21 protein-coding genes and 3 tRNA genes are annotated in these 20,576 nt (G+C 73.3%); 18 read left to right on the forward strand and 6 right to left on the reverse strand.

All coding sequences use genetic code 11. The features are described 5' to 3' along the window. The 8 genes from ABT345_RS06380 (at position 1) to ABT345_RS06415 (ending at position 8,399) form a co-directional block, all read left to right on the forward strand. Entirely contained in the window at positions 1-588 is a 588-nt protein-coding gene (locus tag ABT345_RS06380) for a NuoI/complex I 23 kDa subunit family protein (protein ID WP_345088393.1), read from the forward strand. After that, positions 585-1,259, forward strand: a complete 675-nt coding sequence (locus ABT345_RS06385) for an NADH-quinone oxidoreductase subunit J family protein (RefSeq protein WP_345088391.1) — start codon at positions 585-587, stop codon at positions 1,257-1,259. Before ABT345_RS06380 ends, ABT345_RS06385 begins: the two co-directional genes overlap by 4 nt. Next, positions 1,259-1,630 (forward strand): NADH-quinone oxidoreductase subunit NuoK, encoded by a 372-nt coding sequence (gene nuoK / locus ABT345_RS06390; RefSeq protein ID WP_345088389.1) that lies wholly within the window; start codon positions 1,259-1,261, stop codon positions 1,628-1,630. The genes ABT345_RS06385 and nuoK overlap by 1 nt, the downstream gene beginning before the upstream one ends. After that, positions 1,627-3,531 carry an NADH-quinone oxidoreductase subunit 5 family protein gene (locus ABT345_RS06395; RefSeq protein WP_345088387.1) on the forward strand — a complete coding sequence of 635 codons (1,905 nt, stop codon included), beginning with the start codon at positions 1,627-1,629 and terminating at the stop codon, positions 3,529-3,531. The genes nuoK and ABT345_RS06395 overlap by 4 nt, the downstream gene beginning before the upstream one ends. Before the next feature lie 2 nt (positions 3,532-3,533). Then, entirely contained in the window at positions 3,534-5,255 is a 1,722-nt protein-coding gene (locus tag ABT345_RS06400; protein WP_345088385.1) for a complex I subunit 4 family protein, read from the forward strand. An 8-nt stretch (positions 5,256-5,263) separates the two neighbouring features. Continuing rightward, positions 5,264-6,829, forward strand: coding sequence for an NADH-quinone oxidoreductase subunit N (locus ABT345_RS06405; protein ID WP_345088629.1), 1,566 nt, complete (start codon positions 5,264-5,266; stop codon positions 6,827-6,829). Positions 6,830-7,037: 208 nt separating this feature from the next. Continuing rightward, on the forward strand, positions 7,038-7,901 hold the full coding sequence (htpX, locus tag ABT345_RS06410) for a zinc metalloprotease HtpX (RefSeq protein ID WP_345088382.1): 864 nt from the start codon (positions 7,038-7,040) through the stop codon (positions 7,899-7,901). 105 nt (positions 7,902-8,006) lie between these two features. After that, positions 8,007-8,399 (forward strand): YccF domain-containing protein, encoded by a 393-nt coding sequence (locus ABT345_RS06415; protein ID WP_345088380.1) that lies wholly within the window; start codon positions 8,007-8,009, stop codon positions 8,397-8,399. Between the two features lie 109 nt (positions 8,400-8,508). On the opposite strand, the gene ABT345_RS06420 is transcribed toward ABT345_RS06415, so the two are convergent. After that, positions 8,509-8,997 carry a YajQ family cyclic di-GMP-binding protein gene (locus ABT345_RS06420; protein ID WP_345088378.1) on the reverse strand — a complete coding sequence of 163 codons (489 nt, stop codon included), beginning with the start codon at positions 8,995-8,997 and terminating at the stop codon, positions 8,509-8,511. 198 nt (positions 8,998-9,195) lie between these two features. On the opposite strand from ABT345_RS06420, the gene ABT345_RS06425 reads away from it, so the two are divergent. Further along, positions 9,196-9,277: transfer RNA gene (locus ABT345_RS06425), tRNA-Tyr, on the forward strand. 111 nt (positions 9,278-9,388) lie between these two features. On the opposite strand, the gene ABT345_RS06430 is transcribed toward ABT345_RS06425, so the two are convergent. After that, complete coding sequence (locus tag ABT345_RS06430; protein ID WP_345088376.1) at positions 9,389-10,285, reverse strand: LysR family transcriptional regulator; 897 nt, start codon at positions 10,283-10,285, stop codon at positions 9,389-9,391. 159 nt (positions 10,286-10,444) lie between these two features. On the opposite strand from ABT345_RS06430, the gene ABT345_RS06435 reads away from it, so the two are divergent. Further along, a complete protein-coding gene (locus ABT345_RS06435; protein WP_345088374.1) occupies positions 10,445-11,497 on the forward strand; it encodes a YncE family protein in 1,053 nt (350 codons plus the stop codon). Positions 11,498-11,516: 19 nt separating this feature from the next. On the opposite strand, the gene ABT345_RS06440 is transcribed toward ABT345_RS06435, so the two are convergent. Beyond that, complete coding sequence (locus tag ABT345_RS06440; protein ID WP_345088372.1) at positions 11,517-12,386, reverse strand: maleylpyruvate isomerase family mycothiol-dependent enzyme; 870 nt, start codon at positions 12,384-12,386, stop codon at positions 11,517-11,519. A 224-nt stretch (positions 12,387-12,610) separates the two neighbouring features. Then, positions 12,611-13,063, reverse strand: a complete 453-nt coding sequence (locus ABT345_RS06445; RefSeq protein ID WP_345088370.1) for a CBS domain-containing protein — start codon at positions 13,061-13,063, stop codon at positions 12,611-12,613. 330 nt (positions 13,064-13,393) lie between these two features. Here ABT345_RS06445 and ABT345_RS06450 point away from each other — a divergent pair, with 330 nt between their 5' ends. Continuing rightward, positions 13,394-14,164, forward strand: coding sequence for a DeoR/GlpR family DNA-binding transcription regulator (locus tag ABT345_RS06450; protein WP_345088368.1), 771 nt, complete (start codon positions 13,394-13,396; stop codon positions 14,162-14,164). Between the two features lie 137 nt (positions 14,165-14,301). Next, on the forward strand, positions 14,302-15,300 hold the full coding sequence (locus tag ABT345_RS06455) for a zinc-dependent alcohol dehydrogenase family protein (protein WP_345088366.1): 999 nt from the start codon (positions 14,302-14,304) through the stop codon (positions 15,298-15,300). A gap of 313 nt (positions 15,301-15,613) precedes the next feature. On the opposite strand, the gene ABT345_RS06460 is transcribed toward ABT345_RS06455, so the two are convergent. Continuing rightward, positions 15,614-16,276, reverse strand: a complete 663-nt coding sequence (locus ABT345_RS06460; RefSeq protein WP_345088364.1) for an NAD(P)H-binding protein — start codon at positions 16,274-16,276, stop codon at positions 15,614-15,616. A 303-nt stretch (positions 16,277-16,579) separates the two neighbouring features. Further along, a complete protein-coding gene (locus ABT345_RS06465; RefSeq protein ID WP_345088362.1) occupies positions 16,580-17,833 on the reverse strand; it encodes an amidohydrolase family protein in 1,254 nt (417 codons plus the stop codon). Positions 17,834-18,016: 183 nt separating this feature from the next. Between ABT345_RS06465 and ABT345_RS06470 the strand changes: the two genes are divergently transcribed. From ABT345_RS06470 to ABT345_RS06495, 6 genes are all read left to right on the forward strand, one after another. After that, positions 18,017-18,089, forward strand: a tRNA-Thr gene (locus tag ABT345_RS06470). 47 nt (positions 18,090-18,136) lie between these two features. Next, positions 18,137-18,209, forward strand: a tRNA-Met gene (locus tag ABT345_RS06475). A gap of 92 nt (positions 18,210-18,301) precedes the next feature. Continuing rightward, complete coding sequence (gene rpmG, locus ABT345_RS06480; RefSeq protein ID WP_006604855.1) at positions 18,302-18,466, forward strand: 50S ribosomal protein L33; 165 nt, start codon at positions 18,302-18,304, stop codon at positions 18,464-18,466. An 86-nt stretch (positions 18,467-18,552) separates the two neighbouring features. Further along, complete coding sequence (locus ABT345_RS06485; protein WP_345088359.1) at positions 18,553-19,005, forward strand: FAS1-like dehydratase domain-containing protein; 453 nt, start codon at positions 18,553-18,555, stop codon at positions 19,003-19,005. Position 19,006: 1 nt separating this feature from the next. Next, positions 19,007-19,441: a MaoC family dehydratase gene (locus tag ABT345_RS06490; RefSeq protein ID WP_345088356.1), complete on the forward strand. Its 435-nt coding sequence runs from the start codon at positions 19,007-19,009 to the stop codon at positions 19,439-19,441. 53 nt (positions 19,442-19,494) lie between these two features. Next, the gene (locus ABT345_RS06495; RefSeq protein WP_345088354.1) at positions 19,495-20,559 is read left to right on the forward strand and encodes a UDP-N-acetylmuramate dehydrogenase; all 1,065 of its coding nucleotides are present in this window, start codon (positions 19,495-19,497) and stop codon (positions 20,557-20,559) included. Positions 20,560-20,576 lie beyond the last annotated feature (17 nt).

Consider the following 20,576-nt stretch of genomic DNA (forward strand, 5'->3'; position numbering starts at 1 on the left):
ATGGCCACGGACAAGAAGTCCAAGCCGTCCGGCTTCCCCGGCTCCGGGCTCGCCAAGGGCCTCGCCGTCACCCTCCGGACGATGACGAAGCGCAGCACCACCGCGCAGTACCCCGACGTCCAGCCCGATCTGGCGCCGCGCACCCGCGGCGTCATCGGGCTGTTCGAGGAGAACTGCACGGTCTGCATGCTCTGCGCCCGTGAATGCCCCGACTGGTGCATCTACATCGACTCCCACAAGGAGACGGTGCCGCCCGCCGCCCCCGGCGGCCGCGAGCGCAGCCGTAACGTCCTCGACCGCTTCGCCATCGACTTCTCCCTCTGCATGTACTGCGGTATCTGCATCGAGGTCTGTCCCTTCGACGCGCTCTTCTGGTCGCCGGAGTTCGAGTACGCCGAGACCGACATCCGCGAGCTGACCCACGAGCGCGACAAACTCCGCGAGTGGATGTGGACCGTGCCCGAACCGCCCGCCCTCGACCCCGCCGCCGAGGAACCCAAGGAGATCGCCGCCGCCCGTAGGACGGCCGACAAACTCGCCGCCCAGCAGGCCGCCGCCGACGCCGAGAACTCCGGGGAGGACGCGTGACGCTCGCCGCCGCAAGCCACGGCTTCCTCACCCCCTCCGGCGTCGAGATCGCCTTTCTCCTCGTCGGCCTCGTCACCCTCGGCGCGGCGATCGTCACCGTCACCACCCGGCAGCTGGTCCACGCCGCGCTCTGGCTGGTCGTCGCCCTCGGCGGCACCGCCGTCGAATACCTGCTGCTGACCGCGGAATTCATCGCCTGGGTGCAGGTCCTGATCTACGTCGGCTCCGTCGTCGTCCTCCTGCTCTTCGGGCTGATGCTCACCAAGGCGCCCATCGGCCGGTCACCCGACGCCGACTCCGGCAACCGCTGGGCCGCCGTCGCCGTGGCCGCAGCCTCCGCCGCCGCCCTGGTGTGGGTCGTCGTCGACGCCTTCCGCGCCACCTGGATCGAACTCGGCACCCCGCAGGGCACCACCGAAACCACCGGCCGCAGCCTCTTCCAGTACTGGGTCCTCCCCTTCGAAGCCCTCTCCGTCCTGCTGCTCGCCGCCCTGGTCGGCGCGATCGTCCTCTCCCGCAAGGGCACCGACACGGCGGCCGGGTCCGACGGGGGCGGCACGGCCCGCATCCCGGCACCCGGCCCGGCGGGTGCCCCGGCCGGCACGGCCCCGGCGGCCCCCTCCGGCGCGGCGAACGCCCCCGGCCCCGCCTCGCGGGAGGAACAGCGCTGATGCATCTCGTCTATCCGGCCGTCCTCGCCGCCCTCCTCTTCTGCACCGGTCTGTACGGCGTGCTCGCCCGCCGCAACGTGATCCTGGTGCTGATGTCCGTCGAGCTGATGCTCAACGCCGTCAACCTCAACCTCGTCGCCTTCGACGCCTGGCTGCGCGACACCCTCCACGCCGGGCAGGCACTGACCCTCTTCACCATCGCCGTCGCCGCCGCCGAGATCGGTATCGGTCTGGCGATCGTGCTGCTCGTCCACCGCCACCGCGGCACCTCCCACATCGACCGGCTGCGCGACCTCGCCGACACGCCGGGCACCCCGGACGCCGACACCACGGACCTGCAGCCGGACACCAAGGCGGAGGCCACCGCGTGACACCCACGACCACCGCCGTCCTCGTCCCCCTCCTGCCGTTCCTCGGCGCGGTCGCGGGATTCCTCCTGGGCCGCCGTGCCCCCGGCTTCGTCCGGCCGCTCGCCGTGCTGCCCACGTTCGCCGCCGCCGTGCTCGCCGTCGTCACCGCCGCCGGAGTGGGCACCGGGCCCGCCACCGACGTCGCCACCCGGCTCACCCCGACCGGCTCCGTCCCCATCGACCTGGCCCTGCACCTCGACGGCTTCGCCGTGCTGATCGCCGTGCTGGTCGGCGTGGTCGCGACCTGCGTGCAGATCTACTCCACCGGCTATCTGCGCGACGACCCGCGCTACCCCTCGTACGCCGCGCTGGTCTCGCTCTTCACCTCCGCGATGCTGCTCGTCGTCTACACCGGTGACCTGATGGTGCTGCTCGTCGGCTGGGAAGTCATGGGCATCTGCTCGTACTTCCTCGTCGGCCACTACTGGGAGACCGAGGCCGCCCGCGCCGCCTCCCTCAAGGCGTTCCTCGTCACCAAGCTCGGCGACGTCCCCTTTCTCTTCGGCATCTTCGCGCTGGCCGCCGACACCGGCACCTTCCGCATCACCGGCATCCTCGGCTCGATCGCCCGCGACGGTCTCGACCACCCGACGCTGATCGCGCTGCTGCTGCTCGCCGGTGTGGCCGGCAAGTCCGCGCAGTTCCCGCTGCACACCTGGCTCCCCGACGCCATGGCCGGCCCCACCCCCGTCTCGGCGCTCATCCACGCCGCGACGATGGTCGCCGCCGGTGTCTATGTCGTCGCCCGGCTCCTCCCCGTCTTCGCCGCCTCCGCCGCGGCGCTGGTCGTCCTCGCCGTCATGGCCGCGGTCACCATGATCGGATCCGGTCTGGCCGCGCTCGCCCAGGACGACGTCAAACGCGTCCTCGCGTACTCGACCATCGGTCAGCTCGGCTACATGACCGGCGCGCTGGCCGTCGGCGACCGCGGCGCGGCCGTCTTCCACCTCCTCTCCCACGGTGCCTTCAAGGCCCTCCTCTTCCTGGGCGCCGGGGCGCTCATCCACGCCGCCGGCACCAACTCGCTCTCCGCCATGTCCCGGATGAGCGGGCTCGCCCGGCGCGTCCCCGACGCCTTCTGGACCGTCACCGTCGCGCTCCTCGTGCTCGCCGCCATCCCGCCGTTCTCCGGCTTCTTCTCCAAGGAAGCCGTCCTCAGCGCCGCCGAGCACGCCGCCACCGGCGGGGCCGCGGGCGTCCCCGGCGCGGCCGGCTGGACCGTCCTGATCTCCGGGCTGATCGCCGCCCTCCTCACCGCCGGGTACGCCGCCCGGCTGTGGCTGCTCGCCTTCCGCGGCAGCGGCCCCGAGGCCCCCGACCACGGCCCGCAGCCGCTCTCCATGAAGGCCGTGCTGTGGGTCCTCTTCGTCCCCACCGCCGCCTTCGGCCTGACCGCTCCCTTCCTGGCCGACTGGTTCGACGGACGCTCCCTCACCCCGACCCTCACCACCTCCGTCCTGGGCACCGGCATCGCCCTCGTCGGCGGCCTCGTCACCTACGCGACCTGGCGCCACACCACCGCCCCGGCCACCCGCACCGTGGCGGACGGCGCCGCCACCGACCCCGGCCGGGTGCTGCTCGGACCGCTGTACCGCCCCGCGGCCGCCGGCTTCCACCTCGACGCCGTCTACACCGCGCTGTTCGTCCGGCCCGTCCGCGCCGCCGCGGTCCTCGTCCGCTTCCTCGACCGTGAGGTCGTCGACACCTACGTCCGCGCCGCCGGAACCGGCCCCCGCTGGCTGGGCGCCGCCGTCCGCCGCGCCCAGACCGGCAACGTGCAGACCTACCTCGGCGCGCTGCTCGCGGGCGCACTCGTCCTGGCCGTCGCCGCCGTCCTCGTCGCCACGGGCACCGGAGCCTGACCATGAATCACACCGCTATGCAGCTGCTCCTCGCGGCCGTCGTCGTGCTCCCGCTGCTGGGCGCCGCCGGCGCGCTGCTCCCGGCCCCGCCCGGTCTCCGCGGCCGCGGTCCCGACCAGGCCGTACTGCGCCACGGCGTGACCGTCACCGGCGTCGTCCTCGCGGCGACCGTGGCCCTCGCCATCGGCTTCGACCACGGCCACCCGGCCCGGATGCAGGCCACCACCGACCTCAGCTGGATCCCCGCGCTGGACATCCGCGTCCACCTCGGCATCGACGGCATTTCGCTCCCCCTCGTCGTCCTGACCGCGCTGCTGACCTTCCTCTGCGCGCTCTACAGCTACTTCTCGATGCCCAAGGGGCCGTCCCCGAAGGCCTTCGTCGCCCTGCTGCTCCTGCTGGAATCCGGCACCCTCGCCACCTTCGCCGTCCTCGATCTCGTGCTGTTCTTCCTCGCGTTCGAGATGGTGCTCATCCCGATGTACTTCCTCATCGCCCGCTGGGGCGGCGATTCCGGCGGCGCGGCGTCCGGCGCCCCGTCCGGCCGGGAGCCGGGCGGCCGGCAGGCGGCCGCCTGGAAGTTCATCCTCTACACGCTGCTCGGCTCCGTCGTCATGCTGCTCGGCCTCCTTCTCGTAGGAGTAAAAACCGGCACGTTCGACATGGTTGCACTCGCCGCCGACAACGGTCCGAAGTCCCAGCTCAGCCACACCGTTCAGCTCGTCGCCGTAGTGGCGATCGGCATCGGACTGGCCATCAAGTCGCCGCTGTGGCCGCTGCACAGCTGGCTGCCGGACGCCCACACCGCCGCCCCCACCGTCGGCTCGGTGCTGCTCGCCGGTGTCCTGCTGAAGATGGGCACGTACGGCTTCGTGCGGATCGCGCTGCCGATCGCGCCCGAGGGCATGCACACCTTCGCGCCCTACCTCGCCGCCCTCGCCGCCATCGGCATCGTCTACGGCTCGCTCGCCTGCCTCGCGCTGGTCCGCGAGGGCGCCAAGGGCGATCTGAAGCGGCTGATCGCGTACAGCTCCGTCGGGCACATGGGCTTCGTGCTGCTCGGCATCGCCTCCATGACGCCCACCGGCGTCAACGGCGCGCTCTTCGCCAACATCGCCCACGGCCTCATCACCGGCCTGCTCTTCTTCCTGGTCGGCGCCCTCAAGGACCGCACCGGTACCACGGACCTCGACACCCTCGCCGGTACCACCGGCGCCGCGCTCTACGGCCGCGCGCCCCGCTTCGGCGCCCTCCTCGCCTTCGCCGCCGTCGCCTCCCTGGGCATCCCCGGGCTCGCCGGTTTCTGGGGCGAGATGCTCGCGATGTTCGGCGCGTTCCACCCGGCCCCGGGCCTCAGCCGTGCCGCCTTCCTCACCTTCATGGCGCTGGCCGGCCTCGGCACCCTGCTGACCGCGGCGTATCTGCTGCTCGTCGTCCGCCGGGTCTGCATGGGCGCCACCCCCGAGGCCCCCGAGCCCGCCGCCGCGGTCGAGGAGGGCACCGCCTCCCCGGACGAGGCCGCGCACGACATCGCCCCGAAGGCGCCGCGGAACCGGCCCGCCACCGGGGGCCCGGCGGCGCCCGTCCTCCCCGACATCGCGCGCCACGAATACGCGGCCTGGACCCCCCTGGCCGCCCTCACCGTCCTCGCCGGACTGTGGCCCGCGGCCCTCCTCGGCCTCACCGACCCGGCCGTCCAGCAGCTCCTCGGAGGCGGCAAGTGACCAGCCCGATGATCCCGACGGCCGCGAGCGGAGCGGCCTCCCTGGTGCAGTCCGTCGACTGGATCGCCCTGGCGCCGCCCCTCCTCACCGCCGTCGTGGCCCTCGTGGTGCTCGTCGCGGACCTGTTCCTCCCGGTGGCCCGCAAGCCGCTCCTGGGATGGCTCGCCACCGGGGGCCTCGCCCTGGCCGGGCTCTCCCTGCTGCCCCTGCTGGGCGGCGACCGCCGCACCTTCTGCGTCGGCGGCGGGGACGTCTGCAGCTATGTCGCGGACCCGTTCGCCCTGGTCATCCAGTTCCTGGTGCTGGCCGGCGCGCTGCTGACCGCGCTGCTGTCCATCGACACCGTCAAGGACGGCGGCCTGCCCGCGGGCGAGTACTGGTTCCTGCTGCTCTCCTCGGCCTCCGGCGCCGCCCTGCTGCCCGCCTCCCGCGACCTGGCGACCCTGGTCCTCGCCCTGGAGGTGGCCTCGCTGCCCGCCTTCGCGCTGGTCGGCCTGCGCCGCGGCGACCGGCTCTCCTCCGAGGCGGCCCTGAAGTTCTTCCTCTCCTCGGTGGCCGCCACGGCCGTGATGCTCCTGGGCGTGAGCTTCCTGTACGCCGCCACCGGGAGCCTCCACCTGACCCGCGTCGCCCATGGGCTCGCCCATCTCCCGGACCCGCGGCTGGCCACCCTCGCGAGCGCCGGCGTCGCCCTCACCCTCGTCGGCTTCGCCTTCAAGACCGCCGCCGCGCCGTTCCACTTCTGGGTGCCCGACACCTACGTCGGCGCCCCGCTGCCCATCGCCGCGTACCTCTCCGTCATCGGCAAGGCCGTCGGCTTCTCCGGCCTGATCCTCGTCACGGTCAAGGGCTTCCCCGCGTATGCGCACGTCTGGGGCCCGGTGCTGGCGGTGCTGGCCGCGCTGACCATGACCGTCGGCAACGTCGCGGCGCTGCGCCAGGACCCCGGCCGCGCCCACAGCGCCGTCCGGCTGCTGGCGTGGTCCTCCGTCGGCCAGGCCGGGTACCTCCTGGTGCCGATCGCCGCCGCCGCGTACGCCGACGTCCCGGGGCGCGCCATCGGCTCCACCGTCGCGTACGCCCTGATGTACGCCGCGGTGAACCTCGGCGCCTTCGCGGTCGCCGCCCTGGTGGCCCGTACCAGCCCGGCCAACCGCCTCACCGACTACCGCGGTCTCGTCACCCGCCGCCCCCTGGTGGCGCCGGTCCTCGGCTTCTTCCTGCTCTGCCTGGCCGGGCTGCCGCCGGGCGTCATCGGCCTGTTCGCCAAGGTCACGGTCTTCGCCTCGGCCGTCGACGTGGGCCTGGGCTGGCTCGCCGTGGTCATGGCGATCAACGTGGTGATCGCGCTCTACTACTACCTCCGCTGGACGGCCGTGCTCTTCCAGCGCGCCCCGCAGGACGCGCCCGACGCGGGATCCGCGGACGTGACGGCGGTGACCGCCGGGGGCGCGGCCGCCGCCCGGATCCCCGTCCCGCTCGCCGCCGCGCTCACCCTGGCCACCGTCCTCGGCGTGGCCCTCTCCGGCGCCCCGCAGCTGGTCCTGCGCTTCGCCGCGGGCGCCCTCCTGTAGGTCCGGCGCGGGGCGGCGCCCCGCGCCGGAACGCGGCGCTCCGCCGTCGTCGCCCGCGGACGCCCGGACGCCGTAACCGGCCCTCCCCGGGTGCGGAGGGTGAGGGAACCTGCCCTGCTCATCTCGCGTTGACCAGTGAGTAAGGGTCCACTGAAGAGTGGACGTCGCAGCAGCGGGTTCCCCTGCCGGATCGCTTGGAGGGCGTACGGTGCACCGCCGGCACAACGGGCTCAGAACCGCCGTACTCCTCGGTGGTCTGTCCGCCCTCATCATCGTCATCGGCGGCTTCTTCGGCCGCACGGGCCTGCTCGTCGCCGTGCTCGTCGCGGTGGGGACGAACGCCTACGCGTACTGGAACAGCGACAAGCTCGCGCTGCGGGCCATGCGCGCCCGCCCGGTGAGCGAATTCGAGGCGCCCGGCCTGTACCGCATGGTCCGTGAGCTGTCGACCGCCGCCCGCCAGCCGATGCCGCGCCTCTACCTCTCCCCGACCCAGGCGCCCAACGCCTTCGCCACGGGCCGCAATCCCCGTAACGCCGCGGTCTGCTGCACCGACGGCATCCTCCAGCTGCTGGACGAACGGGAGCTGCGCGGGGTGATCGGCCATGAGCTGAGCCATGTCCACAACCGCGACATCCTCATCTCCTCGGTGGCCGGGGCGCTGGCCTCCGTGGTGATGTTCCTGGTGAATTTCGCCTGGCTGATCCCGGTCGGCCGCTCGGACGACGACGACCGCCCCGGAGTGCTCGGCATGCTGCTGATCATGATTCTGGGACCGCTCGCCGCCTCCCTGATCCAGCTCGCCGTCAGCCGCTCCCGGGAGTACCAGGCCGATGCGTCGGGCGCCCGGCTCACCGGTGATCCCCTCGCCCTGGCCTCCGCGCTCCGTAAGCTGGAGAGAGGCACCCAGCAGCTGCCGCTGCCCCCGGAGCCCCGGCTGGAGACCGCGGGACACATGATGATCGCCAACCCGTTCCGCGCGGGGGAGGGCATGTCCCGCTTCTTCGCCACCCACCCGCCGATGCGCGAGCGCATCGACCGTCTGGAGCGGATGGCCGGGCCCCACATATGACGCCGCGGCCGGGCCGCACACCGGGCCCGCGTCGCAACGTTCCCCACCGGCCGCCGCGTCTACCTGGGCGTACCCCTGTCGCCCCGCCGTGGAAGGCTGTCGATCATGAAGCTCATCCTCAACGTCATCTGGTTGGTCCTCAGCGGCTTCTGGCTGGCGCTCGGTTATGTCCTCGCGGGCATCATCTGCTGCGTCCTGATCGTCACGATCCCGTTCGGCATAGCGTCCTTCCGCATCGCGGGCTACGCGCTCTGGCCCTTCGGCCGCACCACCGTCGAACGGCGGGACGCGGGCGCCGGATCCACGATCGGCAACGTCATCTGGATCATCTTCGCGGGCTGGTGGCTGGCGCTGGGCCACATCTGCACGGGCATCGCGCTCTGCGTCACGATCATCGGCATCCCGTTCGGCATCGCCAACTTCAAGATGATCCCGATCTCCCTGATGCCCCTCGGCCGCGAGATCGTCCCCACGGACGAGCCGTTCGCCGCCCGCTGATCACACCGGTGGGGCGGCGCGCCCACGGCCCGCCGCCCCACCCGGTTGCTGCATCTCTCCGCCGACGGAACGCCCCGGCCCGCGGGCCCGTGCCGTCGTACGCGGGTGACTACCGGTAGTTCACGAACTGGATCGCGAAGTCCAGGTCCTTGCCCTTCAGCAGCGCCTGGACGGCCTGGAGGTCGTCGCGGCTCTTCGAGCTGACCCGCAGCTCGTCGCCCTGGACCTGCGCCTTGACGCCCTTCGGGCCCTCGTCGCGGATCATCTTGGCGACCTTCTTGGCGTTCTCCTGCGAGATGCCCTCCTGGATGGAGGCGAAGATCTTGTACATCTTGCCGGAGAGCTGCGGCTCGCCCGCGTCCAGCGCCTTCAGCGAGACCCCGCGCTTGACCAGCTTGGTCTGGAAGATGTCGAGGACGGCCGCCGCCCGGCCTTCGGAGTCGGCGCGCATCTCGATCTTCTCGCCCGACCACTCGATCGACGCGCCCACGCCCTTGAAGTCGTAGCGCTGCGAGATCTCCTTGGCGGTCTGGGTGAGGGCGTTGTCGACCTCCACCCGCTCGACCTTCGAGACGATGTCGAAACTGGAGTCGGCCATGGTGAGTTGGCTCCTCGTGGATAGGTCCGTCAGGGAAACGGCCCGTCCCGGACCGCCCCGCCAGCCTAGAGGAGGCGACCGCGCCGCCCACGACCCCGGCCGCGGGAACCGAGTGGCGGAGCACCCCCTGCCATCAGGTATGGTTTACGTCGTTGCCACCGAGCGCCGCGGAAAGCGGATCTCCCGGCAGCAAACCCTGGCGGTGTGCCCGAGCGGCCAAAGGGAGCAGACTGTAAATCTGCCGGCTTCGCCTTCCCAGGTTCGAATCCTGGCGCCGCCACAGTTGGGGAACGGCCCGTGATCAGCGGAAACGCGATCACGGGCCGTTTTCGTTGTCTGAAGCGGACCGCTGTCGCGCTCGTGCCCGCGGTGCCACCCGAAGGGGGTCCCCTCACCCGGCCGACGGCTGTGGCCCCACCGCCTTCACCTGGGCGCGGAACCAGCGGTGCGCCGGGTCGGCGGAGTGGCGCGGATGCCAGGCCATGCCGAGGTCGAGCGGCGGCAGGTCGAGCGGGACGGGGAACGTCCGCAGGCCCAGGGCCTTGGTGGTGTCCGGGAGCCAGCCGGGGAGCGTGAGGGCGACGAGGTCGGTGCCGCGGGCCAGTTGCATCGCGCTCAGGTGGCTGGGGACGACGGCGGCGACGCGGCGCCGCAGCCCCAGCTCCGACAGCGCCCGGTCGATGGGGCCGAGGCGTCTGCCGCGCCGGGAGATGCCGATGTGGTCCGCGGCGGCGAACCGGCGAGTGTCGAGCGGCCCGTCGAAGAGCGGATGGCCGACGCGGGCGACGCCGACCAGCGACACCCGGGCGAGCTGCTCCGTACGGGTCTCCGGGTCCAGATGGTCGAGGACGCCCAGCTCCACGTCGACCCGGCCCTGGCGGAGTGCCGGGCCGTCCTCCACCGCCTCGGGCAGGAAGACGAGGTCGACGCGCGGGGCGGCCGCGCGCAGCCGGTCGGTCAGCGGGCCGGCCAGCCCCGCCAGCAGGATGTCGCTCGCCTGCAGCGTGAAGGTGCGCTCCAGGGCGGCGGCGCGGAACGGCGCCGACGGACGGAACAGCCGCTCGCAGTCGGCCAGCACGCCGCCGACCTGGTCCCGCAGCTCCAGGGCGCGCGGCGTCGGCACCATCGTCTGCCCGGCGCGGACCAGCAGCGGATCGCCGACGGTCCGCCGCAACCGCGCCAGGGTGCGGCTGACCGCGGCGGGCGAGGTGCCGAGCCGTTCGGCGGCCCGGGTCACGCTGTTCTCCTGGAGCAGCGCGTGGAGCGTGTGCAGCAGATTGAGGTCCATCCCCCCGGATTTCCTTCCCCAGAACCTTACTGACCTGCATTTTTGCCGCTTCCGGCAAGGATTGTGTGCCCATCTTTGCATTGCCGGGCAAGGCGGCCCGCGCCGAGAGTGAGGACGTCGCCGCGTCCGCGGGGACACCCCGCCACCAAGGAGCGCGCCGTGCCGCAGCCCGCCCGTGCCGGTCGTGAAGGCGACGTCCTGGCCGTCGTCAGCCAGACCGGCCCCACCGTCTCGTTCCACGACGCCGCCACCGACCGGCACCTCGGGACGACCGAACTCGCCGCCGAACCGCACGAACTGTGCTTCGACCCCGTACAGCGCCTGCTGTGGTGCACCACCCCGTACCTCTCCGGCGCCTACCACGCCCACACCGGCCGGCGGACCGAGGTGATCGTCCTCGACGCCGACACCCGCCGCGTCGTCGAGACCGTCGACCTCGCGCCGGAGCACGGGCCGCACGGCCTGGCGCTGGACGCGGCGCGCGGGCGGCTCTACGTCAGCGTCGAGGGCGCCGCGGACCGGCCGGGCGGCGTCGTGGTGATCGACACCGCGACCCGGCGCCCCCTCGGGCGCATCGACACCGGCGCGCCCGGCCCGCACTGGTTCGTCCTCTCCCCGGACGGCACGACCGGTTACGCGACCAACAAGGAGGCGCCGTTCGTCTCCGTCGTCGACCTCTCCGCCGGTGCGCTCACCGCCCGGATCGAGGTGCCGGGGAGCGAGGGGCTGGCGCTCTCGCCCGATGGGGCGCTTCTCTACGTCGCCGCGCCCTACGGCTCGTTCGGCGCGCCCCCTGCGCCCGGGGCGGCGCGGCCGGAGCCCGGGATCCGGGTGATCGACACCCGTACGCTGCGGGTGACCGGCACCCTGCCGACCGAGGACGTCGTCCTGCCGGTGCACACCACGGCGGACGGGACGCTGCTCGTCGGGGAGACCCGCCGGGAGCCCGGGGCCGGGGGAGGGCAGGCACCGGGCCGCCTCACCGTCTTCGCCGCCGGTGACCACCGCCGGCTGGGCGGGCTGGAGGTGGGGCGGCTGCCGCTGACCATCACCTCCTCGCCCGACGGCCGGATCGGCTACGTGGCGGCCACCGGCTCCTCCACCGTCGACCTCGTCGATCTGGCGTCGCTGGAGCGGCTGGCCCGGCTCGACCTGCCGCGCCACGGAGAGGCCGGCGCCCACGGAATGGCCTACCTGCCGCGGCCGGCTTGAGCCGCACCCGGCGGGCCCGTCAGGTCAGCCAGAACGCCGCCCGCTCCCGCCACAGGGCGAGCAGGTCCCGGTCGCCGGTGATCTCCAGGGCGCCGTCGGGGACCGGGCGCCCGTAGAGGAAGAGCAGGAGGGCGGCCGGGGCGGCGCGGACGGTGACGGCGGCCGGTGCCGCGGTGCGGTGGAGGACGGGTGTGTCGCCGGTCAGGTCGATCAGCCAGCGGGCGGGGACGGCCGGTGCGGCCGCGCTGCCGGCCGTGGGCGCGTCGGCCGGGGGCCCGCTGCCGGTGGCGGGGCCGTCGCCCGGCGTGCCCGGTGCGTCCGCGGTCGTGTCGAACGCGAGGAGGCGGCCCGGGCCGAGGACGGCGGGGGCGTCCGGGAGCGGAGCGTAGGCCTCCGGGTGGTCGCAGAAGGACAGCCACTCGTCGATCGCGTCGCGGGCCGCCTCGTCGGTGGCGGTGAACTCCGCGCCGACGGCGAGCGCCGCGTCCGCGCGGTGGACGAGCGTCTCGCCCGCCATCCGCCGGGCCCAGAACTCCGGGGAAGTCTCATCGGGCAGCACCGTCCACACCCGGGCATGGGGACCGGCCGTGTGCAGCTGCTCCACCAGGCGTTCGGCGCCCTCGTCCAGCCAGGCGCCCAGGGCGGCCATGTCCTCGGCCCGGCGCGGCGCGACCGCGTTCACCAGGTCGTCCGGGACCTCTCGGGTGGTCCGGACGATCTCCTCGGCCCAGCGGTGCGCGCCCCCGACGTGCCGTACCAGCTGCCCCAGGTGCCAGCCGGGGCAGGTGGGGACGGGGGTGAGCGCGTCGGCGGTCTCGACGAGCTGCCTCAACTGCGTGGTCTGCCGGGCGATTTCGGCGCATCGGCGGGTGAAGTCCGGTGTGCTCATGGCCGGATGGTACGGCGGGCCGGAGGGCGCCGCCATGCGATTCCGGGGCGGGGTGGTGGGGGTCCGGAGCGGTGCCCGGGCGGGCATTCCTGGGGGCTGCGGGACCCGGGCGCAGGCGCGCAAGGCCCCGAGCCGTCCCGGCGTCGTCCCGGACCCGGGTCGCATCCCGCCCGCGCCGCGCAGATCAGGGCGGCCGCGCGGGCACCGCGGCCGGCGCCCGCGCCTCACGCGGTCGCGTACACCTGCTCCGCGAACTCGCCCACCTGGGTCTTGCTGAGCTTCTTGGCGAGGTCCGCCTCGGTGATCATGCCGACCAGCTGGTGACCTGCCCGGACGTCGATCACCGGGAGGCGCTTGACCTGGTGCTTCTCCATGCTGTCGAGGACTTCCCTGGCGCTCGCCGCCGCGTCGATCCAGTGGACCGGACCCGCCATCGACCCGGCTTGTACCGTCGCCGGGTCGATGCCGTCGGCGCAGCACTGTATGACGATGTCGCGGTCGGTGATCATGCCGGTGAGGCGGTTGTTGTCGCCGCAGATGGGCAGGCAGCCGACGTTCATGTCGCGCATCATCCGTGCCGCGTCGCGCAGCGTCTCGTGGGCGCCGACGCAGTGCGCCCCGCCGGTCATGATGTCCTGGGCGCGCAGCGGACCGGCCGCGTCGCGTGTGCCGGGCATGACAGTCTCCTTCCGGGTGGCGGAGCACCGCGACAATCCCCGGCGGCGCTCCCGGAGCGGCTCCCCTCCGCCCCTCTCGTGCCGTCTTTCCCTTCCATCACACCACCGATGGCCGAGCCCCGCCGCCCGCCCCGGACGAGCCCCTCACCAGCAGGCCGCAACCCTTCGGGGAGAACCCCGAGACTTCCCTGAACTTCACATAAAGTGTGTGACTTTCGCGGGCAGCGCCTTATCGTCGAAGGCAGCCGTGAGCGACGTTCCGGGGGAACGCGTCGAGCCAGCGAAGGGGGGCGGCCGGCCATGCGACCGAGCCGTGGGTCAGAGGCAGAGGTGGAAGAGCGCCGCCGGACGGTGCTGCGCCAGGTCGCCGATGAGGGCGAGATACGGATAGCCGATCTCGCCGAGCGCCTCGGCGTCAGCGTGATGACGATGCACCGCGATCTCGACAACCTCACCGAACGCCAACTCCTCCACAAGGGCCGCGGGGTGGCCACCGCCTTCCCCGTCGTCACCATGGAGAGCGCCGTCCGCTTCCGTGAGCACGCCGATCTCGACACCAAGACGGCGCTCGCCGACGCGCTGGTCGAGGAGGTCGCCCCGGGCAGCACGGTCCTCGTCGACTGCGGCTCCACGCTCTTCCCGCTCGCCCGTCGCCTGGCCGCCGTCGAGGGCCTGCACGTCATCACCAACTCCCTGCGCATCGCCCACCTCTTGACCGGCTCGTCCACCGAAGTCACCCTGCTGGGCGGCCGGTTCCACGAGGACTTCGAGTCCTGCGCGGGCCCCCGCTGCCGGCGCGAGCTGCGCGGTCTGCGCGCCGCCGTCGCCTTCGTCACCGCCACCTCGATCAGCGCCGGACGGCTCTACCACCCGGTCCGGGAGTACGCCGACAACAAGCGCGCCTACCTCCACGCCGCCGACCGGGCCGTACTCGCCGTCGGCCACCGCAAGTTCGGCCGCACCGCCACCTACGGCTACGGCGACGTCGGCGGGTACGACCTGCTGGTCACCGACGACCGCGCGCCCGCCGACGAGCTGCGCGCCGTCCGCGACCTCGGCGTCGAGGTCCGCACCGTCACCCCCGCCGCCCCACCGACCTGAGAGGCCCGCACCGAGCTGAAAGGCCCGCACCGAGCTGAAAGGCCCGCGCCGAGCTGAAAGGCCCGCGCCGAGCTGAAAGGGCCGCGCCGCACCCGCCACCGCTGCACCACCGCACCCGTCACCAGAGAGGCCGACCCATGCGCGCCGTCGTCGTCGAAACGCCCGGTACCCACACCCTCGCCACCGTCGACGACCCGACGCCCGGGCCCGGCGAGGTCGTCGTGGCGCCCGCGGCCGTCGGCATCTGCGGGACCGATGTGCACATCGTCGAGGGCGAGTTCGCACCCACGCCGTACCCGATCATCCCCGGCCACGAGTTCACCGGCGAGGTCGTCGCCCTGGGGGAGGGGGTGACGGGACTGCCCCCGGGCACCCGGGTCGCCGTCGACCCCTCGCTGTTCTGCGGCGCCTGCCGCTTCTGCGCGATCGGCCGCGGCAACCTCTGCGAGCGCTGGGGCGCCATCGGCGACACCGTCGACGGCGCGATGGCCGAGTACGTCACGGTGCCCGCCGCCAACTGCTACCGGCTCCCCGAGAACGTCGACACCGTCCAGGGCACCCTCATCGAGCCGCTGTCCTGCGCGGTCCGCGGCTTCGACGTCCTGCCGCGCCGCCTCGGCGATCACTACCTCATCTACGGCGCCGGGACGATGGGCCTGATGATGCTCCAACTCGCCCGCGCCGCCGGAGCCGCCTCCCTCTCGGTGGTCGACGTCAACGAGGGCCGGCTCGCCGTCGCCGCCCGCCTCGGCGCCGACGCCACCGCCACCGACGCCGCCGCGCTGGAGCGCCCCGGTGGCTGGGAGACGGTCATCGACTGCACCGGCGCGGTCCCCGCCATCGAGGACGGCCTCACCCGGGTGCGCCGCGGCGGCACGTTCCAGCAGTTCGGGGTCGCACCATCGGCGGCCAAGGCGTCGTTCTCGCCCTTCCAGGTCTACAACGACGAGATCACCATCGTCGGCTCGATGGCCGTCCTGCACAGCTTCGGCCGCGCCGTCGACCTCATGGCCAAGGGCGTCATCGACGCCGACACGATGCTCACCCACCGCTTCGGCCTCGCCGACTTCGCCACCGCCCTGGCCACCTTCCGGTCCGGAACGGGCCGGAAGATACAGATCCACCCGGGGGCCTGACCCGGCGGGGGAGGGGCCTCGGCCGGGGCCGGGGCCGATTGGATTCCGGCCCGGGCTGCCGGTACGACGGCCAGGGCCCGGCTGGGCCACAGGGGCGCTCGGGCCAGGCTGCCGGTACGACGGACAGGTCCCGGCGAGGCCCCGGCGGCGCTCGGCCCAGGCCATCGGTGCGACAGACAGGCGTCCTGACCGGCCAGGACGGTCCCCCGGAGACGCCCGGACCGAGGGCCGGCCCCGGTGGAACGCCCCCGAGGCGGTCCGGCGCGCCCGGCGGGGCCCCGGGCGTCGGCCGGGCCCGCCGGAGGCGACCGGATCAGTCCCCGGCCACCGCCCGAACCGCCTCCACGACCGGCGTCCCGCCGTTGATCAGTTCCAGCGTGCGGTGTGCGGTGCCCGGCGTGTCCAGCAGGGCCAGCAGCGTCGCCGCGACATCGTCACGGGTCACCTCCGCCCGGCCCGTCGACTCCGCCAGCGTCACCAGACCCGTCCCCGCGTCGTCCGTCAGCCGTCCGGGGCGCAGGATCGTCCAGTCGAGCCCGGCCCGCGCCCGTACGTCCGCGTCGGCGGCGCCCTTGGCCCGCAGATACGCGGCGAACACCGGATCGGTGCCCTCCGGAGGCTCCCGGTCCGCGCCCATCGACGACACCACCACGAACCGCTGGACGCCCGCCGCCTCCGCCGCATCGGCGAACAGCGCCGCCGCACCGCGGTCCACGGTGTCCTTACGGGCCGCGCCGCTGCCGGGCCCCGCGCCGGCGGCGAACACCGCGGCGTCCGCGTCCTCCAGATGCCGCGCCAGATCCCCCACCGTCGCCGACTCCAGATCGCACACCACCGGCTCGGCACCCGCCGCCAGCAGGTCGCCCGCCTGCTCCGGCCGCCGGATGATCCCGGCAACCTCGTCCCCGCGCCCGGCGAGCAACCGCTCCAGCCGCAGCGCGATCTGACCATGTCCACCTGCGATGACAATGCGCATGCCGCCGACCGTAGACGACCCCGCCCCGAAACCCGCCCGCCGCGACGCCCCCATGCCCATCCCGGGCCCGCACGGCCGACACCGCTGCCGTACAGCCCGCCGGCAACCTTCAGGGAGCCTTCCTGAACGCCCGCCCCGGCCAGGCATCCCTCAGGAAGCCTTCCTGAACGCCCGCCCCGACCCGGCAGCCATCAGCGAGGCTTCCTGAGCATGTGCCTCGGCTGAGCACCCGTCAGGAAGGCCTCCCCCCAACCGCCAGGACGGGCTCCCCCAACCGTCAGGAAGGCTTTCCCCCCAAGCCCCTCACCGCTGCGACTGCCGCGGCAGTTCCAGCGCAACCGCGACCGCCGCGTCGCAGTACTCGCGCACCGCGCTGGTCCGCGCCACCACCCGGCCCCGGTGGATCACCACCCGGCTGTACGCCAGCGACAGCACCCCCGCGATCCGCTCGCCCCGCACCGCCAGCAGCTCCGCCGGGAAGCCCGCCTCGACGCGGACCTCCGGCAGCCCCTGCACCGCCCGCGCAGCGCCGCTCACCGCCTCGTACGCGGCCTCCGGTGTGGCCTCGCCCAGGGACGCCAGCAGATACGCCGCCTCCAGGGGATCGCCGCGGCCCACCGGGTTCGCCGCGTCCCGCAGCGCGCCGCTGCCCGCCGCCACCCGTACGCCCGCGGCCCGCAGCAGCCGTACCGGCGCGGGCCGGGCCACCCGGGACCCGTACCGCTCCAGCGCCGCGCAGTCGCCCTGCGGCAGGCAGACGACGGTGACCTCCGCCGCCGCGAGCTGCTCGGCGACCCGGCCCGCCACGCTCCGCGGCATCCGGGCCATCCCGGCGCACGGCCCGATCGCCACCCCGGGCCGCAGCCCGCCGGCCATCGCCGCCAGCCGGGCCAGCCGCGCCGGATCGTCCCCGTCCGTGTGCAGGTCCACCGGAGCGCCGTGCTCCGCCGCCACCGCCAGCACCGCCTCGACGTGGCCGGCCGGGTCCGGGTCCAGATCCGGACAGCCGCCGACCACCGACGCGCCCATCGCCACCGCGTCCCGCAGCATCGCCAGCCCGTCCGCGCCCGCCACCCCGGTCAGCACCCGCGGCACCGCCACCGCCGACAGATCCGCCAGCCCCCGCAGCGACCGCCGCGCCTTGAGCACCGCCTCCAGCGCCCGCAGCCCCCGCACCCCGCCGACCCGCACATGGGTGCGCGAGGCGGTCGCACCGTGCCCGAGCTGGAGCAACGCCGCCTCCGTGGTGCGCCGCTGGACGTCGTCGGGGGAGTCGGACGCCGGGCCCGCGGCGTCCGCGGTGAGCGCCGTGTCGCAGTGCGCGTGCGGTTCGGCGGGCGCCGGGAGCAGCAGATAGCCGGAGAGGTCGACCCGGGCGCCCTGCGGGGCCAGCGCCCCGGCCGTCCCGACCGCCTCGATCCGGCCACCGCCGAGCCGTACGTCCACCGCGCGGCCGTCGGCCAGCCGCGCGCCGCACAGCGCCAGGGAGCCCGCATCGGAGCCGCCGTCCGGCTTGCCCGGCCGCGGGGACGGCTGCGGTGAACTGCTGTCGGACATCGCGCTCCTCGAAGCCACGGGCGTGCAAGATCACGCAGCCTGCCCCGAGCCTAGGCCGCGGCCCGGGGCGGCCCGCGCAGGCGCGGAATAGTCGTACCGGCGTGGTGCGGAACCGCCACGGCGGGCATCACCCGGATACGGATTTCACGTTTGGCGGCGGGCCGTGTAATGTCTTCATCGCTCGCCCCAATAGCTCAGTCGGCAGAGCGTCTCCATGGTAAGGAGAAGGTCTACGGTTCGATTCCGTATTGGGGCTCTGGTGTGAGGTTTCCTCGCCTTCGGGCGAGGTTCCCTTCGCATCGCAGCGGTGTAGCTCAGTCGGTAGAGCAAGCGGCTCATAATCGCTGTGTCACCGGTTCAAGTCCGGTCACCGCTACTGACAGTAGCCGATTGTGGGGTCGGTCCTTCGATCGGCTACTCTTTTATGCGTTCATCCGTCCGTCCGTCCGTCCGTCAAGGAGCACTCACGTGGCTGCCACCGACGTCCGCCCGAAGATCACGCTGGCCTGCGTGGAGTGCAAGGAGCGGAACTACATCACCAAGAAGAACCGGCGTAACGACCCGGACCGTCTTGAGATGAAGAAGCACTGCCCCCGTTGCAACTCGCACACCGCGCACCGCGAGACGCGATAACTCAGGCTCGTACGTGAGGCCGTCCCCAGATAATGGGGGCGGCCTTACGGCGTTATCACCCCAGTAGTCAGGGAGGTTGCGAGCCAATGGCGCTCGATCCGTCATTCATCGGTCGTACGTACCCGCCCACCGACCCGTATGAGGTCGGCCGGGAAAAGATCCGGGAATTCGCCGAGGCGATCGGTGATCCGAATCCCGTGTACACCGACACCGAAGCGGCCAAGGCGCTCGGCCACCCCGAGGTGATCGCCCCGCCGACCTTTGTGTTCGCGATCACTTTCCAGGCCGCGGGGCAAGTGGTCGAGGATCCGCAACTCGGTCTGGACTACAGCCGCGTGGTGCACGGCGACCAGAAATTCGCCTACACCCGCCCCGTGCGCGCCGGCGACCGCCTCACCGTCACCTCCACCATCGAGGCGATCAAGTCGATGGCCGGGAACGACATCATCGACATCCGCGGCGACGTCCGCGACGAGACCGGCGCGCTCGTCGTGACCGCCACCACCAAGCTCGTCGCCCGCGCCGTCGAGGAGGCCTGACATGACCGCGAAGATCTCCTACGACGACGTCGAGGTCGGCACCGAACTGCCGGCGCAGTCCTTCCCGGTGACCCGCGCCACCCTCGTCCGCTACGCGGGCGCCTCCGGCGACTTCAACCCGATCCACTGGAACGAGAAGTTCGCCAAGGAGGTCGGGCTGCCGGACGTCATCGCGCACGGCATGTTCACCATGGCCGAGGCCGCCCGCGTCGTCACCGACTGGGCAGGTGACCCGGCGGCCGTCGCCGAGTACGGCGTCCGCTTCACCAAGCCCGTCGTCGTCCCCAACGACGACACCGGCGCGGTCATCGAGGTCAGCGGCAAGGTCGCGGCCAAGCTCGACGACGAGGCCCGCACCGTCCGCGTCGACCTCACCGCCACCAGCGGCGGCCAGAAGGTGCTGGGCATGTCCCGCGCCGTGGTCCGCCTGGCCTGAGCGGACACCTCCGGGGGCGGCCGCCGCCGGGCCGCCCCCGTACCCTTGGGCGCGTGCAGGAACGCCACGAGGAACACCAAGCCCCGCTCGCCCCGCTGACCACCTTCCGGCTCGGCGGCCCGGCGAACCGACTGATCACGGCCGTCACGGACGACGAGGTGATCGCCGCCGTCCGGGAGGCCGACGCCACCGGGACCCCGCTGCTGATCATCGGCGGCGGCTCCAACCTCGTCATCGGCGACAAGGGCTTCGACGGCACCGCCCTGCGCATCGCCACCCGCGGCTTCGCCCTCGACGGCACCCGCCTGGAGCTGGCCGCCGGTGAGAACTGGTCCGACGCCGTCGCCCGCACCGTCGAGGCCGGACTCGCCGGGATCGAATGCCTCGCCGGCATCCCCGGCTCGGCCGGCGCCACCCCGATCCAGAACGTCGGCGCGTACGGCCAGGAGGTCTCGGCGACGATCACCGAGGTCGTCGCCTACGACCGGCGCGCCGAGGAGACGGTCACCCTCACCGGCGCCGAGTGCGCCTTCTCCTACCGCCACAGCCGCTTCAAGGCGGAGCCGGACCGCTACGTCGTCCTGCGCGTCCGCTTCGCCCTGGAGGACGCGGGCGGGCTCTCCGCGCCGCTGAAGTACCCCGAGACGGCCCGGGTCCTCGGCGTCGAGGCCGGTCAGCGCGTGCCCGCGGCCACCGCCCGGGCCACCGTCCTCGCCCTGCGCGCCGGCAAGGGCATGGTCCTGGACGCGGACGACCACGACACCTGGTCCGCCGGTTCCTTCTTCACCAACCCCGTCCTGACCGAGGCCGAGCACGCCGCGTTCGTCGCCCGCGTCCACGACCGCCTCGGCCCGGACACCGCCCCGCCCGCCTTCCCCGCCGGCGACGGCCTGGTGAAGACCTCCGCGGCCTGGCTGATCGACAAGGCCGGCTTCCCCAAGGGCTACGGCACCGGCCCCGCCCGCATCTCCACCAAGCACACCCTCGCCCTCACCAACCGCGGCGAGGCCACCACCGAGGACCTGCTCGCCCTCGCCCGCGAGGTCCGCGACGGCGTCCACGCGGCCTTCGGCGTCACCCTCGTCAACGAGCCGGTGACGGTCGGCGTCAGCCTCTGAGCCGGCCGCCGGCGGCC

Source organism: Streptomyces sp. NPDC000404, assembly GCF_040300365.1.
In the GTDB taxonomy this organism is placed as follows: Bacteria; Actinomycetota; Actinomycetes; order Streptomycetales; family Streptomycetaceae; genus Streptomyces; species Streptomyces ramulosus.